Origin of the sequence: Methylobacterium sp. NFXW15, assembly GCF_049887755.1 — a bacterium.
Taxonomy (GTDB): domain Bacteria; phylum Pseudomonadota; class Alphaproteobacteria; order Rhizobiales; family Beijerinckiaceae; genus Methylobacterium.
In genome coordinates, this window is sequence record NZ_JAGEKG010000007.1 from 264,759 (window position 1) to 281,489 (window position 16,731).

At 64.1% G+C, this 16,731-nt stretch carries 10 protein-coding genes and 1 pseudogene; 4 read left to right on the forward strand and 7 right to left on the reverse strand.

From position 1 onward, the window contains the following. Positions 1-130: 130 nt before the first annotated feature. Positions 131-2,020, reverse strand: coding sequence for a sigma 54-interacting transcriptional regulator (locus J4O73_RS17615; RefSeq protein WP_426219380.1), 1,890 nt, complete (start codon positions 2,018-2,020; stop codon positions 131-133). A 162-nt stretch (positions 2,021-2,182) separates the two neighbouring features. On the opposite strand from J4O73_RS17615, the gene cynS reads away from it, so the two are divergent. Beyond that, entirely contained in the window at positions 2,183-2,671 is a 489-nt protein-coding gene (gene cynS / locus J4O73_RS17620) for a cyanase (RefSeq protein ID WP_426219381.1), read from the forward strand. 42 nt (positions 2,672-2,713) lie between these two features. Here cynS and J4O73_RS17625 read toward each other — a convergent pair whose 3' ends face one another. The 4 genes from J4O73_RS17625 to J4O73_RS17640 all read right to left on the reverse strand — a co-directional run bounded on the left by J4O73_RS17625 (position 2,714) and on the right by J4O73_RS17640 (position 7,725). Continuing rightward, the gene (locus J4O73_RS17625) at positions 2,714-5,131 is read right to left on the reverse strand and encodes a PAS domain S-box protein (RefSeq protein WP_426219383.1); all 2,418 of its coding nucleotides are present in this window, start codon (positions 5,129-5,131) and stop codon (positions 2,714-2,716) included. Positions 5,132-5,535: 404 nt separating this feature from the next. Next, complete coding sequence (locus J4O73_RS17630) at positions 5,536-5,802, reverse strand: hypothetical protein (protein ID WP_426219384.1); 267 nt, start codon at positions 5,800-5,802, stop codon at positions 5,536-5,538. A gap of 449 nt (positions 5,803-6,251) precedes the next feature. Further along, positions 6,252-7,004 carry a YfdX family protein gene (locus tag J4O73_RS17635; RefSeq protein WP_426219386.1) on the reverse strand — a complete coding sequence of 251 codons (753 nt, stop codon included), beginning with the start codon at positions 7,002-7,004 and terminating at the stop codon, positions 6,252-6,254. Between the two features lie 184 nt (positions 7,005-7,188). Beyond that, a complete protein-coding gene (locus J4O73_RS17640; protein ID WP_426219388.1) occupies positions 7,189-7,725 on the reverse strand; it encodes a c-type cytochrome, methanol metabolism-related in 537 nt (178 codons plus the stop codon). Between the two features lie 226 nt (positions 7,726-7,951). Between J4O73_RS17640 and J4O73_RS17645 the strand changes: the two genes are divergently transcribed. The 3 genes from J4O73_RS17645 (at position 7,952) to J4O73_RS17655 (ending at position 14,408) form a co-directional block, all read left to right on the forward strand. Beyond that, on the forward strand, positions 7,952-9,196 hold the full coding sequence (locus J4O73_RS17645; RefSeq protein WP_426219390.1) for an MFS transporter: 1,245 nt from the start codon (positions 7,952-7,954) through the stop codon (positions 9,194-9,196). Positions 9,197-9,680: 484 nt separating this feature from the next. Further along, positions 9,681-12,548, forward strand: coding sequence for a PAS domain S-box protein (locus J4O73_RS17650; RefSeq protein ID WP_426219391.1), 2,868 nt, complete (start codon positions 9,681-9,683; stop codon positions 12,546-12,548). A gap of 174 nt (positions 12,549-12,722) precedes the next feature. Continuing rightward, positions 12,723-14,408 carry a methyl-accepting chemotaxis protein gene (locus J4O73_RS17655; RefSeq protein WP_426219393.1) on the forward strand — a complete coding sequence of 562 codons (1,686 nt, stop codon included), beginning with the start codon at positions 12,723-12,725 and terminating at the stop codon, positions 14,406-14,408. Positions 14,409-14,444: 36 nt separating this feature from the next. Here the strand turns inward: J4O73_RS17655 and J4O73_RS17660 are convergent, their stop codons facing one another. Both J4O73_RS17660 and J4O73_RS17665 read right to left on the reverse strand, forming a co-directional pair. After that, positions 14,445-15,905, reverse strand: coding sequence for a DUF2252 domain-containing protein (locus tag J4O73_RS17660; protein ID WP_426219394.1), 1,461 nt, complete (start codon positions 15,903-15,905; stop codon positions 14,445-14,447). Between the two features lie 715 nt (positions 15,906-16,620). After that, positions 16,621-16,731, reverse strand: a pseudogene (locus tag J4O73_RS17665) (IS630 family transposase); the annotation flags it as partial.

Here is a 16,731-nt window from a genome sequence, read left to right on the forward strand (position 1 = left end):
CTTTGCCTCTGGGGCGACTCGCTGCCCGGACTCCGCTCGTCTCAACGAACTAAGTCTGTTCGCCCCGAATGACGAGTCGCTTTGCGTCCCGCGATCACACTTCCGTGCGCGGGATCACCCGGTTCGTCGCTCAGGAGCGGACGATGCCGTGAGCTTTGATCCGGGATGCGAGCGTCGTCGGCTTCACGCCCAGGAGTTCCGCCGCGCCGCCCGGCCCGAACACGCGGCCACCGGTCAGTGCCAAGGCCGCCTCGATCTCCGCCCGGTCGCGGGCGCGCCGCTCGTTCTCGTTCGGCGGACGCGCGGCGGGTGCAACGCCCGTCGCGACCGGCCCTGTCCGTAGCCCGGTTTCCGTCTCCGGCAGATCGAGACGAAGGCGGCCCCGCGTCGAAAGGATCACCGCCCGCTCGATGGCATTCTCCAACTCGCGGACGTTTCCCGGCCAGGGATAGCGGCACAGACGGCGGACATCGCCCTCGGTCAGGCGTGGCTCCGGCACCCGGAGCCGACGCGCGGCAGCCTGCAGGAAATGCTGGGCGATGGGCGCGATGTCCTCCGGTCTCTCGCGCAAGGGGCGGACCTGAATCGGGAACACGTTGAGGCGAAAGTACAGATCTTCACGGAAGCGCCCGCGGCGGACCTCCGCGCCGAGGTCGCGATTGGTGGCTGTCACCAAGCGGACATCGACTGCCCGCGTCTTCGCCTCGCCGATGCGCTCGAAGACGCGCTCTTGAAGCACGCGCAGGAGCTTGCTCTGGAGATCGACGGGGATCTCCCCGACTTCATCGAGGAACAGCGTGCCGCCGTCGGCCAGTTCGAACCGCCCGATCCGATCGCGGATGGCGCCGGTGAAGGCGCCCTTGGCGTGGCCGAAAAACTCGCTCTCGAACAGGTCGCGCGGAATGGCGGCGCAATTCACGCGGATCAGCGGACGGCCGCTCCGTCGGCTCGCCTCATGGATCGCCCGCGCGATCAACTCCTTGCCGGTGCCGGATTCACCGGTGATCAGCACCGTCGCGTCCGTGCCTGCGACGAGATCGACCTGGCGCAAGGTCGCTTCCGTCGCCGGTGAGGCGCCGATGATGCCCTCGTGGTGCCGGGCGGCCCGGATTTCTTCCTTGAGATAGGCGTTCTCTTGTTCGAGCCGCTCGCGCAGGAGGCCGACCTCGGCGAGTGCGCTCCTCAGCTTCGCCTCGTCCTCGCGGCGCTGGCTGATATCGCGGAACACGATCACCGCCCCGAGCAATTGGCCCCGGTCGCGGATCGGCGTCGATGTGTACTCCACCGGAAAGGCCGTGCCGTCGGCGCGCCAGAAGACCTCGTCATCCACCTTGTGGACCACCCCATCGCGGAAGGCCGCGTAGATCGGGCAGTGGCGATGCGGGTAATGCGATCCATCCGCATGGGTGTGGTGGACGCTGGCGTGCATGTCCTTGCCGACCAAGTCGCTTGCCTTCCAGCCGAGCATGCGTTCCGCGGCTGGGTTGACGAAAGTGGTGATCCCTTCGGCGTTCACCCCGTAGATGCCCTCCCCGGCCGCGCGCAGAATCAACTGGTTGCCGCGCTCGATATCGCGGAAGATTCGCTCCATGCGCTGCCACTCTGGGAGGCCCGCGCGCATATAGGCATCGGCCTCGCCATCGACCTGCCGCCGCTGCCTTTCCTCGAGATCGATGAGCGTCAAGAGGAGGCGCTGGGATGAGCCGGATAGCCGGTACCCCTCCGTCTCGACTCGCAAGGTCTTGCCTTCCGCGTGCCGGGGGACGAGGGCCTGCGTCCACCATCGCCCCTTGGCTAGGGCGGCCTGCGTGAAGACGGTGAGCGCGGCGAGCTGGCCTGGAAAAAGATCGCTCGGGCGGGATCCACACAAGTCATCTCGGGGGATGCCGAGTATCCGCGCGGCGGTCGGGTTCGCGGCCAGAATCCGGTTCTCGGCCGGGTCTATGACAAGCATCGGTTCCGGAGCCTCCTCGAATACGACGCCGAGATCGCCCACTGGCCGGTTACGAGATATCGTCATGTGGCTACGATATCTCGTCTTCTACGAAATGTCGTTACCAAGTGTCGCAAGGTTAACTTGTTGTGAGATATCGTGTTTATTGTCGGATAAGTTCTGGCACGCCGATTGCGGCTCCTCAGGCGTCCTGCCCCGGCAGACCGGGCGTTTTCTGAAGGAAGGCCGATGAAGCGCGAAGACCTCACCGAGAAGCTTCTCGACATCAAGCGCGAGAAGGGCTGGAGCTGGAAGTACATCCATGAGGAGATCGGCGGTCTGTCGCCGTTCCTGATCACCGCCGCTTGCATGGGTCAGATGAAGCTGCCCAAGGCACAGGCCAAGCGTGCCGCTGAACTGTTCGGCCTGACCAAAGCGGAGGAGCGCATGATCAACGAGCCGCCCTATCGCGGTTCGATCCCGTCCATGCCGCCGACCGATCCGCTGATCTATCGGTTCTACGAATTGGTGATGGTCTACGGAACGACCTTCAAGGAGCTGATCCAGGAAGAGTTCGGGGACGGTATCATGTCGGCCATCGATTTCAACATGGAGATGGCCCGCGAAGCCAATAACAAGGGCGATCGCGTCAAGCTCAGCATGTCCGGTAAGTTCCTGCCGTACAAGTATTACGGCAACGACGAGGACACACCGGAATACGGATTCAAGGAAGGCTAATCGTTTTCCGGCCGATGCGCGACGATGCGTATCGGCCGAATTCTACGAACCCCGCTGCGTGGCCCGCGCTTTCGCATCCTGCACGGCGCGCCGGAGGATACGCGACAGATCCGCGACCGAATAAGGTTTGCGCAGCAGGTCGAAACCGTGCGTGCCATGGGCTGCCAGCACGTCGCTGTAACCGGAGGTGAGGACCACCGGGAGTTCTGGCCTCCGACGCCGGATCTCGTCCGCCAGTTCCACGCCGTTCATGCCCGGCATCACCACATCCGAGAATACGACCTCGAAGCGGAAGGGCACCCGTTCCAGCTCGGCAAGGGCTTTGCCCGCATCCGTTGCCCACACGGTGGAGTAGCCGAGTTCGCTGAGCGCCTGCTCGGCGAAGGCGCCGACGTCGAGATTGTCTTCAACCACCAGAACGCAGGTGCCGTGCCCCTCAGCCAGCGGCTCGGGTTCTGATGTGGGATCGCTCACCTCCGCATCGCTGACGCGAGGAAGGAACAGGGTGAACGTCGTGCCCTTCCCGACCTCGCTCTCCACGATGATTTCGCCGCCCGATTGCTTGGCGAAGCCGAAAACTTGGCTGAGACCCAGACCCGTGCCCTGACCCACACCCTTCGTAGTGAAAAACGGCTCGAAGATGCGTTCCAGATTCTCGGGCGGGATGCCCGCGCCCGTGTCCGAGATCGCGACCGCAACGAAATCGCCGCGCTGCCGCGGATGCGCCCTCACGGCGGGAATGCTCATCGCCCGATAGAGGCGGATACGGAGGTTCCCCTCCCCAGACATGGCATCGCGCGCGTTTACGACGAGATTGACGAGCGCCGTATCGAACTGGCTCGGATCGGCATTCACATGCAGATTGGGCTGTTCTTCGCCGGGGAGATCGAGGGTGATGTTCACCCGTGCGCCGGTCAGCGTGCGCACCATGTCGGCCACCGACGCCACCGCACGATCCACCGCGAAGGTCTCGGGCCGAAGGGCCTGTCGGCGGGCGAAGGCGAGCAACTGGCCCGTGAGCTTGGCCGCCCTCTCGACCGTGTCGGAGATCGCCCCGACATAGCGTTGGCGACGTTCCTCCGCGAGGCCCGGCCGCTTCAGCAAATCGGTCGAGGATTTGATGACGGTCAGCAGGTTGTTGAAGTCATGCGCCACGCCGCCCGTCAGTTGGCCGACGGCTTCCAGCTTCTGCGATTGGCGGAGTTGCTCTTCCAGCGCCCTGCGCTCGGTGATGTCGCGCCCCGCCGCGTAGAAATGATCGCCGGTCGGAAAGCCGTTCCACGACATCCAGCGATAGGACCCGTCCTTCGCGAGAAGCCGCACGTCGACATCGTCGACGGCTTCGCCCACACTGATTGTTTCGAAAGCTTGCGCGGCCGTGCCGCGATCCTCCGGATGCACCAGGGCATCGAAACGCTGGCCGATGACCTCGTCGAGAGACCAGCCCAGCATCTCCGTCCAGGCCGCGTTGGCCTTTCGAAAATAACCATCGAGACCGCACACCACGAAAAGGTCGCGGCTCGCCCGCCACACCATGTCCCGTTCGTCGGTACGTTGCTGGGCCGCGTCTTCGAGGTGCCGTTCCAGCCGGCGGCGATCCGTGATGTCGTTGAACAGGATGGCGACCCGGTGCAACTCGGGCTCGCCGACCCGCAGGGCATGCACATCAAACCAGCGACCCATCGAGATGGCGCCGCTCTCGAAGCGGATCGGAGTCCCCGTTCGCGCCACATCCCCATAGGTCTCGAGCCAGAAGGGTTCGAGCTTGGGCACCACGTCGCTCACCCATTTCCCGGCAACGTTCGTGAGGCCGGACTGCGTCGCGAAGGCCGGGTTCACCTCGATGAAGCGGTAATCCACTGCCCGCCCCACGGCGTCGAAGCGCAACTCGACGATACAGAAGCCGCTATCGACGGCATCGAACAGGGCGCGGTAGCGGGACTCGCTCTCGGCCAAGACGCCCTCGGCAGTGCGGAAGCGGGTGACGTCGAGCTGGCTCGCGAAGAAGTAGCGAAGGGCGCCCTGTGCGTCGAAGACCGGGCTTATGTATAATTCATTGCGAAACGGCGTGCCGTCGCGATGATAGTTCACGAGCTCGACAACGACGTCGCGTCGCCCGGCGACGGCATCACGGACTTTCGCCACGTCGGCCGGGTCGGTGCCGGGCCCCTGCAGGAAACGGCAATTGCGGCCCAGCAATTCCGACGCGTCGTAGCCGCACAAGGCCTGGAACGCTCGGTTCGCGAAGACGATCGGGTTGTCCGGCAGGTTGGGGTCGGTGATGATCTGCGGCATGCGGGTTTTCTCCGCTGCCGTGAATAGAAGGTCCGGCGATGCGGCTGAGGTGTGTTGCCCGGCCTCCGGACGCCGCAGGCCGCTCGCCCGCTCGGCTTCCAGCGTCGCGATGCGCGCCTCGAGCTCCCGCTCGCGCTGCCTGAGCCGTTCGATCTCGGCGTCCATGGTCCCCTCTTCGCTGGCGTCGATAAACAGGGAGCCAAGATGGGGCAACGTCCGAGGTTACGCGGGATACGAATTCCCGCTCCGGTGGCGTGTCCGTCGACGGCAAACCCCGGTTCGGGCCGGTGCGGTGGATCGAAAGGGGGGGAGAACGCGTCGCCTGCCAAGCTTACGCTGCAGAATGCAAGCCGATCGCGTCGTCAATTCTACGAACAGGGGTCCATCAATGAAAACGGCGAGGCTCGCGCCTCGCCGCTACGACCGTGTCGGAGACCGACACTGTCATCAGGTCGTTATAGGCCGATCAGAACTCCCGCCGAACCGATGGCGGTCATGACGAGGCTTCCGGCGAAGACAGTCGCCATGGCGTATGAAAAGAACTTCAGCATGATTGTCTTCCTCTCGGCTTAGCAGCGGTTGCCGCCGCTGGTTTGGCCGTATTGCTTCACGGGGAAGTTCTGCTGATTGGCGTTGCCTTCGGCAGCCGAACTCATCGGGCAGGTCGCGGGATTCCGGTCGAAGCCTGCGCCGAAGGGGCCAGAAAGCGAGCCGGTGGTCTCGACGTCGTAAGGGGTGAGCCCCGTCCAGGCGGAACGATCAGTGGCCATGGCGGACGAGATCGGAGCGGCGCCAAGGACGAGAGCGGTGACGACGGCGGCGATGCGGGTCTTCATGGTCTTTGCATACTCCTTACGCAATACAGTCCGAATGTTTCGGCCTATTCCCTCTTGCGTGATCCCAATATAGGGGCAATCTTTCCGGAGCAGCGTGCTTCCGCACACCCGGCGGCTGGGATTAAAGCTTGTCTGGTTCTGCCCGAGCTTCCGTCCGGGTCGGAGCGTTGCGCGAGCCGGAGACAAACGGCACACTCGGCGACGACACCGGGGAGGCAGCTCATGGTTCGGTGGGTCCACAAGCTTCGGCTCTGGCTCTGGCGTAGACAGGAACGAGCGCTGGCGCGCGACTGTCAGCTCACCGGAACGAGCGAGGGGGATTGGATCGCGGCGACTGTGGCGGCATCGGCCGGAGGGGCAGCCTCCGGCCATCACGCTTCCTATTCACATCTCGCAGGATCCTGATGGGCTGGCGCATCGAGTCCGCGCGCCAGCACCATGGCCCCTGATCACTTGGCGGGTTTAGCGCTCGTCGTGCTGCCGGTCGTCTGCGCAGGCGCGGTTCCGGTCGTCGAAGCCGTGGCTTGCGGGACGGCCACCGCGTCGATCACATCAAAGCGCATTCCGTCCTGCGCCGACTTCAGGACCGCGTTCGCCTCATAATACTTGCCCTGCCCGATCAGCGAGGATGCCTGGTCGATATCCGCGACCGTCCTGTTAAGCGGCAGGACGGCCATCGTGAAATTGACGTCGACATGGGCGAGCTTCAACTTTTCCAGAGCCCCCTTCTGGTCGCCGTGAGCGAGTTTGGAATTCGCCTCGGTGACTGCCGATGCCTTCGCGGGCGTGGCAACGAAGTCGTCACCCAGGGTCAGCTGTGCATCGACAGGCACCCACGCGACCTGTTCCTTGGATGTCGGCTTGGCATCGGTGGTGGCCGCCTGAGGCTTTGTCTTGTTCGCGAGGTCGGCGGGGGTCTTCAAGTCGGCTTCCGCTTTTGTGAACACCGTTTCGTCCGTCTTCACCTTGGAGAAGGCGGCCTGCGCTTTGGCGATCATATCCTTGGCCTGGGCCGGATTGGCCTCGAAGATGGCGAGCCGGGTCATCTGGAGATCCCGGAAGCCCTGCGCGCCGTCCTTCGAAAGCTTGCCGACATCCCGATCGATGGCGGTCTGCGAAGAGTTGGTCTGGTGCTGCGTCATCTGCTCTGCGCCGAAAGCGGTGCCACAAAGCGCAGTGGTCAGAACGAGAGCCGCAGTCATGGATTTCCGATAAGACATCTTCCTATCTCCATTATATCTGCGGGATGAAAGGCGTCGTTTTGTTTCGGCCAAATTCATTCCGTGTTCAGATAATTGATCTGGAGACTGTTGGTCGCATGTCCGAACGATTAAAACGCTGTAATGCGCCCTCTGCCCCGTCGATCCCCTCGGCGGGGTCGCCGCTTCATTTCATGCAGGCATCCTCCGCCTTGGTGAAGGCGGCGGGCTTGGGCTCGTGGTCGGATGGCCGGTTGCGGCCGAGCGCGCCATCGGACCGGGCTCGCAGGTAGGTGTAGATGTCAGGCATGTAGCACATGACGTTCCGGTTATCGCCGAAAGCGGGCATGACTAGTTCCTGTGAGGCGTTCACGTCCTTCTTGCCGCCCACGACGATGCCGGCGAAATGCGCGTAGTCCATTCCCTTGAGGGCATCGACGAGGGATGGCGCGTAGGTCGAGCCCATGCCATCCGGCCCATGGCAAACAATGCAGTTGGAATTGTACCGGACGTAACCTGACATCGTGTACCAATCGACTGTCTTGCCGCCATTGGTGATGTGGTAAGTCGGATCGCCATTCTTATCGGTATATTGCCCGTCCTGGAGTTTAGCGGGCTGAGTAGGCCCCTCGCTCTTCAGATCGGGAGTGGTGGCTGCGAGGGTGGTTTCCGCAGTGAGTGCGCAGGCCGTGAGAGCGATGACAATGCTGATGGCATGACGCATGATCGACTCCTCCCTGTCGGCCCATCGCCGACGTGGGACAACTTTCATCGATCGCGATAGCGCTCCGGGACGGCTTTCACGTTCTCGCGAAGCCGTCACGTTGAGTCGCGGTCCGGATCAGCCCCCTCGCAAACGCGGGTCAGCTCTGCCGAAACAAGCGCCGCGCCTTCGCTATGAAGGCTGAGACACCGCACGGTGACCGGCACTGAACGTCCAGAGCTGCTTGATGACCCTTGTCGACCTTCCCAACACGACCCCGCTCGACGCGGAGGTTGCGGCAACGGCTGCGCCGTCGAAGGCCGCGCCCGGGAGCAACCCAACTTTGGTGCTCCTGGCCCTCGCCATGGGCGGATTCGCCATCGGCACCACAGAGTTCGCAGCGATGAGCCTGCTACCGGACTTCGCGCCCGATCTCGGCCTCGATGCACCGACCGCCGGGCATGTGATCAGCGCCTATGCGCTGGGGGTCGTCGTCGGTGCGCCGGTGATCGCAGTGCTGGCGGCGAAGGTCGCTCGGCGGACGCTCCTTATCGGCCTCATGTGCCTGTTCGCGGTCGGCAATGGCCTCTCGGCCCTGGCGCCGACCTACGGGTGGATGCTGGCTTTCCGCTTTCTCGCGGGCGTGCCCCACGGCGCCTATTTCGGGGTCGCCGCTTTGGTGGCAGCCTCGCTCGTTCCGCGGGAGCGGCGCTCGCAGGCCGTCTCGCGCGTGCTTCTGGGATTGACCATCGCCACGGTCGTGGGGGTGCCGCTCGCCAACGGCATCGGCCAATTCGTGGGGTGGCGCTGGAGCTTCGGCCTCGTGGCTTTGCTCGCACTGCTCACCGCCGTCCTCGTGCGCGTTCATGCGCCGCTTGGAGAACCGGCGGAGGGGGCGAGCCCCCTGCGCGAACTCGGGGCCCTAAAACGCGGACAGGTCTGGCTGACCCTGGCCACCGGGGCGATCGGCTTCGGCGGACTGTTCTCGGTCTACACCTACCTCGCCTCCACGTTGCTGGAAGTGACCCACGCGTCTCCCGCGGCCATCCCGGCCGTCCTGGCCGTGTTCGGGCTCGGCATGACCATCGGCAATCTCGTCTGCGCCTGGGCGGCCGACCGTGCCCAGATGCCCGCTGCCGGAGCGACCCTTGTGTGGAGCGCGGCGACCCTCGCGCTCTATCCCTTCGCGTCGGCCAACCTGTGGACGCTGACGCCGACGGTGTTCCTCATTGGCTGCGGTTGCGGGCTCGCGACCATCCTGCAGACGCGCCTCATGGACGTCGCGGAAGATGCGCAGACCCTTGCTGCCGCGCTCAATCATTCGGCCTTCAACGTGGCCAACGCCCTCGGCCCCTGGCTCGCGGGCATGGCGCTCGCCGCCGGTTTCGGCCTCCCCGCAACCGGATGGGTTGGCGTGGCCCTGGCGCTCGGCGGCCTTGCGATCTGGGCGATCTCGGTGTCGCTCGATCGACGGAGCTCAGCAGCCACGTGATCGCTCCCGATACAAGCGACGCCTTATTTCCGGGATGCAAAACGCAGGGCTAGCGCCGTCTTTGATCAAGTTGGCTCACGTGCCTCCGTCTTTGCGAGCGGTAGCGAAGCAATCCAGGGCAGCGGGACGCTTCAGAACGGTGCGCCCCCCTGGATTGCTTCGCTGCGCTCGCAATGACGGCCGGGAATCCGTCGACGGGGCCGGCTCAACTTGGACGCATACGGATCTAGACGTGACTACAAGATGTACCTTTATTGCAAATGATATAAATCTGATCAGTTTGGGGCTGTTGCAAGCTCAACAGGCTTTGAATGATAGGAATTAGAAGAGGGGCGCTTTATACCTTCTCTAAAAATGTTTGAAAATCTTATCAACTCGCGTAGACGTTGCTGCAGAAGCGTGAGTGCGACGTGGCCCATACGGTGTGATGTCCCACCCTCTCCGCTTCGTCAGTCGGTTGGCTCGCTGAAGCAGTGGGGCGGTCGTGAAGTCGATCCAGGCCTGGAATTCCGGGGGAGCGCGCGCGAAGCTCGCTCTGCCGATGCGGCAAACGCTGGCCCTCGCCGTTCTGGCGATAGGCTTGGCAGCGACCCTCGCTCTGGCCGGAATCATCGGCGAGACCGAGCGGGTTCGGATGTCGCGGCAGATAGGCATTTCGCTTGTCCGTCACGCGACGCTTGTCGCAGCCACCCTCGACCGGGGGTTGTATGATCGGTGGCGCGATCTCGAAGTGACCGCAGCCCTGGACGCCTCGAAATTGATCGACGGATCCGATCAGGAACGCATGACGGTCCTCGATCGCACGCTCGCCAGCCACAACGATTTCGTCTGGGTCGGCTATGCGGATCGGAGGGGCATCGTACGCGCGGCGACCCAAGGACTTCTGGTCGGCCGGGATGTCAGCGATCGATCCTGGTTCGCCGAGGGGTCCAAGACCTCGTACGCCGGAGATATGCACGAAGGCCGTCTCCTTGCGGAAGCACGTGGAGGCCAACGGAAGGAAGCCCTACGCCTGCTCGATCTCGCCACGCCCGTGAAGGACGCAGCGGGTCAGACCGTCGGCGTCCTGGGCGTGCATTTCTCTGCGAAATGGGCCTCGACGATCGAGGAAAGCCTTCGCTCCTCCCTTCAACCCGAGCTTGCCGATGCGGAGGTGATGATCCTGTCTCGCGACGGAACCGTGCTCCTTGGCCCTCTCGGCGAGTTAGGCAAGCCCCTGTCCGGATCGGTTTTGCCACCGGCGAACGGCGCTGCCCAAAGTATCCTCCGTCAGGACGGGCACACCTTCCTTTCCGCGATGCTACCGACGCGGGGCTATCGCGGCTTCCATGGGCTCGGGTGGTCGGTTTTGGTGCGGCAGGACCAGTCGGTGGCTCTCGCCCCGGCCGCCGATCTCAGACGCGACGTGCTGGCGCGGGGCATTCCCCTGTCTCTCGTCGCTGCGGTCCTGACATTCATGCTGGCCGACATCCTCAAGAGGCCGCTCGATCAGTTCCGGTCGGCCACGGCTGCATTGGGGCGGGGCGAAGCGGTCATCCGTCCATCGGGACTCTTCGATGAGCTTCGACAGATCGGCGATGCCCTCGACGCGGCTTCGGCCAACCTTCGGGAGCGCGAGGCGCGTCTCAACGCGGAAAAGTCACGGCTCGCCTTCGCGCTGGAGGGCGCCAATGACGGTATCTGGGATTGGGATATCGTCAGCGGGACCGTCTGGTTCAGCCAGCGATGGCTCGACATGCTCGGCTACCGCTCCGGAGAGCTCAAGGAGCATTTTTCCTCCTGGGAACGCCTCGTCCATCCAGAGGACAAGGACGCCGTTCTGGCCGCCTTGGACGAACACCGCCGGGGTGCCAGTCCCTTCTACCAAGCCGAGCACAGGCTCTGGCATAAGGACCGCCGCTGGATCTGGGTTCTGACACGCGGCAAGATCGTGGAGCGGGATTCCAGCGACCGGCCCTTGAGAGCCGTTGGCACGCATACCGACATCACCGACCGCAAGGGCGTCGAGGAAGCCCTCGCGGCGAGCGAAGCGCGGTTCCGCACGCTGTTCGAACGGGCGCCGATCGGCATCGCCGACGTGACGCTCGGTTGCCGCTTCAGCGCGGTCAACGATCAGTTCTGCGGGATCGTGGGGTACGATCGCAGCGAACTGATCGGCAAGACCTTTCAGGAGATCACGCACCCCGACGACGTGGCGGCCGACACGGCGCAGGTGCGAGACCTGATCGCGGGCCGCATTCCTCACTACGATCTGGAGAAGCGCTACATCCGCAAGGATGGCCGCATCATCTGGGCGTATCTCGCGGTCTCCCTCGTGCGTAACGAACAGGGAAGGCCGTCTTACTTCCTATCGAGCATCAAGGACTGCACAGCACGCAAAGAGGCGGAGCACCTTCTGCAGGTGGGCGAGAGTTTCACCCGCAGCGTGGTCGAAAGCAGCTCCGATTGCATCAAGGTTCTCGACCTGGAAGGACGGATCCAGTTCATCAATGGTCTCGGCCTTTGCGCCATGGAGATCGATGAACTCGATAGGGTACGCGGTGGGCCTTGGGTCGAATTCTGGCCCGAGGCAGCTCGCTCGGATATCGAGCGCGCCATCGCTGCTGCCAAATGCGGTTCGCGGGAGAGGTTCGTCGCCTTCTGCCCGACCATGAGAGGCACGCCGAAATGGTGGGACGTGTGCGTGACGCCCGTGTTGTCCGCCGACGGACGCCCGGAACGCTTGCTCGCGATTTCGCGCGAGATCACGGGCCTGAAGCAGGCGGAAGAGCGGCTTCACCTGATGATGGGCGAACTCAACCACCGCGTGAAGAACCTGTTCGCCACGGTGCAGGCGATCATGCGTCTGAGCGACCGGGCGGGAGACGACGTCACCGCCTACAAGTCACGGATCCTCGCGCGGCTGACAACCCTGGCTCGAACCAACGAGATCTTGCTTCGCGCCAGCTGGAATGGCGCAAATCTGCCTGAACTGCTCACCGCCGAACTCGATGCCTTCAGCCTCGATGAGCGACTAAGCCTCGGCGGGCCGTCCGTCGCGTTGCAGGCTGCTCAAGCCGTCCCGATCAGTCTCATCATACACGAACTGGCCACCAATGCTGTCAAGCACGGCGCCCTCTCCGTGCCCGACGGAACTCTTACCCTGGCATGGCGCGTCGAGCAGTGCGGACTATTCCGAAGGCTTGTCCTGACCTGGACCGAAGGCAATGGGCCGCCCGTGATGCCGCCGGAGCGGAGGGGGTTCGGCACTCGCCTGATCCAAGACGGGCTGGCACGGGAACTCGGGGGGGAGGTCGTGTTGGATTATCGGCCCGAGGGAATGGCGGCGTCGCTGACCATCCCGCTCGCCTGACCGAGTCATTCGGTCTTCAGCACCATCAGCTCAGACCTTGCCGGACTCGCGATCGCTCAGCAAAGGATTGTCACTGCGCCTGACCCCAGTGACACGATCCAGCCTTTAACCACGAATTTTATCGTCCTTTAAGATCACTGGTGTTCCCTCTCCGGACTATCTTGGAGCGGGACCATGCGTAAATTTTCTTTAAAAATTAGGTCCGCGCTCGGACTACTCTTTTGTTCGATGTTGCTTGTATCAATTTTGCAGGGCGCCATAGCCTACTGGAAAATTGGCAATATCTCACTGGCTACCGATCATCTTCTAGACAACACGATCCCCTCGATTTCGGAGGCCCACGGGATCAACGCATTGATCTTGCGGACGCGTCTTTGGCAATTCCGCTACATGACCGCCGAGAATGAGGCGGGCAAAAAGCAGAGCGGAGACAAGATCACGGAGTTCTCGGCCGAGCGCGATAAGAAGGTGACTGCCTATGCTCCGCTCGTCGCCTCGCCGGAGGAGCAGAAAGCCTATGATGCGTTGAAGACGAAGCTCGATGTACTGCGCGCGGATGGTGAACGGCTGCGGTCTTTCCCGCCCGAGAAATACGAAGAAGCGATGGCGTTCTTCCGCGGGCCGATGAACGCGAATTACCTCGCCGTTTCCGCCGCAGCGAATGCGATCGTCGATATCAACATTGCCGCCGGTAAACAGGCGGACGCCGCCACGCGGTCCGAGCAGGCCTCGGCCGAGCGCAGCATCCTGATGATGCTGGGCTTGGCCATCTGCATCGCTGCCGGGGCGATGGCGTTCAGCTTCCTGGGTGTGTCCCGCCCGATCGAGCGCATGACGGCGTCGATGCGCACGCTCGCGGGCGGCGATACCCGCTCGGACATTCCCTACACCGGTCGCGGCGACGAGATCGGCGCCATGTCCGAGACCGTTCAGGTGTTCCGGCAGAATCTCATCCGCACGCGTCAACTCGAAGAAGAGACGGCGCTGGCCCGCGCCAGCGCCGAGGAGCAGCGCAAGCGCGCCATGCGTGAGATGGCCGATGGGTTCGAGGCGGCGGTCGGCGGCGTCATCGGCATGGTGTCGTCCTCGGCCACGGAGCTCCAGGCGACTGCTGGTTCGATGAGCAGCACTGCAGCGGAGACCGCCGCGCAATCCTCCACGGTGGCCGCCGCCGCCGAGGAAGCCGCTTCTACCGTCAACACCATCGCGGCCGCGGCCGAGGAGCTTGGCTCATCGGTGCAGGAAATCGGCCGACAGGTCGACGGCTCGGCCGACCTCGCCCGGCAGGCGGTGTCCGAAGCCGATCAGGCGGGCGCCCTGGTCCACGAACTCAGCGCCGCTGTCGCCCGCATCGGCGACGTCGTTGGCCTGATCTCCACGATCGCGGGGCAAACGAACCTTCTCGCGCTGAATGCGACGATCGAGGCGGCGCGGGCCGGGGCGGCGGGGAAGGGTTTTGCCGTCGTCGCGACCGAGGTGAAGGCCCTGGCCGAACAGACCGCGAAGGCGACGAACGAGATCTCCGGGCAGATCCTGCAAATCCAGGCCTCGACCGGACAAGCCGTCGCCTCGATCGGTGGGATTACGGGACGCATCCGCGAGATCAACGCCGTAGCCATCTCGATTGCCGCGTCGGTCGAGCAGCAAGGCGCGGCGACGCAGGAGATCGTGCGGAACATCGCCCAGGCGGCAGCGGGGACGGGCGAGGTGACCAGTAACATTGCCGGTGTCGCCGGGGCAGCGGAGGAAACCGGAGCCGCGGCGAGCCAAGTGCTGGGGGCGGCGTCCGAACTCTCGCGTCAGTCCGAACACCTGACGTCGGAAGTCGCGCGCTTCCTCTCTACGGTTCGGGCGGCCTGACGACGGTTCAGCGGAACCACAGTCACCCAAGCCGCGCTAGAGATGCGGATCGTCCGCGGCTTCGATCCTGCCTGACGCGATGGCCGACCGGAAGGTCTCGAAGTCTTTCGAATTCCGATCGCCGTAGGCGGCGGCCCAATCGGCGAGAGCCTCGCGGAGATCGATGCGGCCTTCGTGCCCGCAGTATCCCGCGATCGCTGCCGCATCGCCGGTTCTGGCATGGGCCTTGGCCAGGAGCGCTCCATAAGCGTGTGAGAAATAGAGCAAGGATTGGCCGGTCATGCGGGAGATCGGAATTTCACCCTTCATGTTCTTCATCTGCCGCACGTAAAACGGCCGTCCGTCGATCTTGGTCCAACCCAGCAGAGGATCTCCCACCGCCTGAAGGAGACGCTGGCCGTAGATGACCCGCTCTCCCTCGTGGCTGGCATAGGGCTCGGGCATGCCGCGCAGGTAGGGCGCGTGGGCCGGGCGCACCGCTTCCTTGACCTGGAGGAAGAGTGCATCCTGATCCGAGTTGCCGCACAATAGCGCGACGTAGGCCCGCGTTCCGACACTGCCGACGCCGACGACGCGGTGGGCGACATCGACCACCTGATAGCGGCTGAGCATGAAACGCCGTTCACGCGGCAGGGTCTCGGCATAGCGCTCCAGGCCGGTGGTGACCGCCTCGCGTGTGGCGTCATCGACGCGCAGGAGGATCGGCGGCTCCTCCTTGAAGCGCCAGCCCCCGTCGATCCGGCGTTCGCCGACCCGATCGAGCAAGCTTCTGTTGTTCTTCCGCCGCGCCTTCTCGACGGCCTTCGCGACGACGGCTTGAGAGCGCGCATCGATCTCCACCCCGGCAAAGTCGAGGTGGTCAGCCCGCGACGCGCGCTGCCAGACATCGAGCGATCCGCGAGGCGCAAGGTCGTCCATCGTGAGTTGATAGCCCGCTGCCGCGCTCAGGACCGCGTCCCTGCGTTCCGCGGTGGGCAAGTCGGCGTCCCGTGCGGCGACCTCGATGCTGGCGCAGAGGCGCTTGAGGTCCCATTCCCACGGCCCCACCGTGACCTCATCGAAGTCGTTGAGGTCCAGCACCACGTCTCCCTGCGGTGAGCCGAAGAGGCCGAAATTCGAGATATGCGCATCCCCGTTCATCACCACGTCGATGGCGGTTCGAGGGCCCTGGGCAAGGTCCCAAGCCATGACCTGCGCGGCCCCGCGGAGGAAGGCGAAGGGCGAGGAGGCCATGCGGGCGACACGCAGGGGGATGAGATGGGCTTGCCGCCCCTCGTGGGCCGCCTCGATGAGTGCCACCGGGTCCGGGCGGTCGGAGGCATTGGCGAGGGGCGCGTGGGCCGCGTGCGGGATTTCCGTTCGAAGGACTTTCCCGGCCGTGCGACGCTTGTCCCACGGCTCCACGCCTGAACGAAGGTCGATGCGCGGAAAGTCGGCGAGGGGCGTGAGGACCGCCTCTTCCGCAGCCCGGATCACACCCTCGAGCCGCTCGTCCATCGACGCCTTGGTTTCCGTTGCGAGAGGTGATCGTTCCACTGACTATGTCCGCTTGCCTCCAAGCAAGCTAGCGCCCGGGCTGAGGATTAAAAGCATCGGTCCGACGTATATTGCCCGCTCGTGCGGCGGCCGCCCCTCACATCGTATTTGGCAGCCGCTGCAGCGGCGGGGCGATGGCCGCATGTCCTTGCGGCGTCGTGTTTGCTGCACGGTGCGGCATGCGCCTTCCATGTCTCTATCGATGTGGTTGGCTGGTCTCAGCGCCTAGCCGTGAAGGATGTGGTCTGGCCTGTGGCGGGGCTAATTGGCACGCTCGCCGATGCCGGGGCTTAATTCCGTCACGGCCGCTTCGCCGAGGGCGCACCACCACGCCGGAGGCGCGTCCGTCGCGGACGCCGCTCGCGCGAACGTTCCTGAAGCCATCTTCGACCAAGTTGGCTCACGCGCCTCCGTCTTTGCGAGCGTTGGCGAAGCAATCCAGGGCAACGGGACGCTTCAGAACAGTGCGCCTCCCCGAATTGCTTCGCCGACGCTCGCAAAGACGGCTGAAAATCTATCGACGGGGGCGGCTCAACTCGGTCGGATACGGATTAAGCCGCTCACCTGTTGGGGCACGGTTCGTGAGCGTGAGCTTACGGGCGCCGATCGCTGCATCTCATCTCGAGATCGAAATCGACCCGACTGTGGACGTGGAGCCCACTAGAGCGTTTTCGGTTTAATCTGGCTCATATCCCGCGGCGGCGAAGAAGTTGGCGCATTCGTCTGGCGTGATGGTGTCGATGAGCCGGCCGATGGCCGTCCACAGCCCTTCGACCGTGCGCTCAGC

Coding starts and splice junctions, on each gene's coding strand:
- J4O73_RS17625 (WP_426219383.1), bottom strand. CDS start 5,131: ATGGACGCCGAGATCGAACGGCTCAGGCAGCGCGAGCGGGAGCTCGAG.
- J4O73_RS17640 (WP_426219388.1), bottom strand. CDS start 7,725: ATGCGTCATGCCATCAGCATTGTCATCGCTCTCACGGCCTGCGCACTC.
- J4O73_RS17615 (WP_426219380.1), bottom strand. CDS start 2,020: ATGACGATATCTCGTAACCGGCCAGTGGGCGATCTCGGCGTCGTATTC.
- J4O73_RS17655 (WP_426219393.1), top strand. CDS start 12,723: ATGCGTAAATTTTCTTTAAAAATTAGGTCCGCGCTCGGACTACTCTTT.
- J4O73_RS17645 (WP_426219390.1), top strand. CDS start 7,952: ATGACCCTTGTCGACCTTCCCAACACGACCCCGCTCGACGCGGAGGTT.
- cynS (WP_426219381.1), top strand. CDS start 2,183: ATGAAGCGCGAAGACCTCACCGAGAAGCTTCTCGACATCAAGCGCGAG.
- J4O73_RS17660 (WP_426219394.1), bottom strand. CDS start 15,905: ATGGACGAGCGGCTCGAGGGTGTGATCCGGGCTGCGGAAGAGGCGGTC.
- J4O73_RS17635 (WP_426219386.1), bottom strand. CDS start 7,004: ATGACTGCGGCTCTCGTTCTGACCACTGCGCTTTGTGGCACCGCTTTC.
- J4O73_RS17630 (WP_426219384.1), bottom strand. CDS start 5,802: ATGAAGACCCGCATCGCCGCCGTCGTCACCGCTCTCGTCCTTGGCGCC.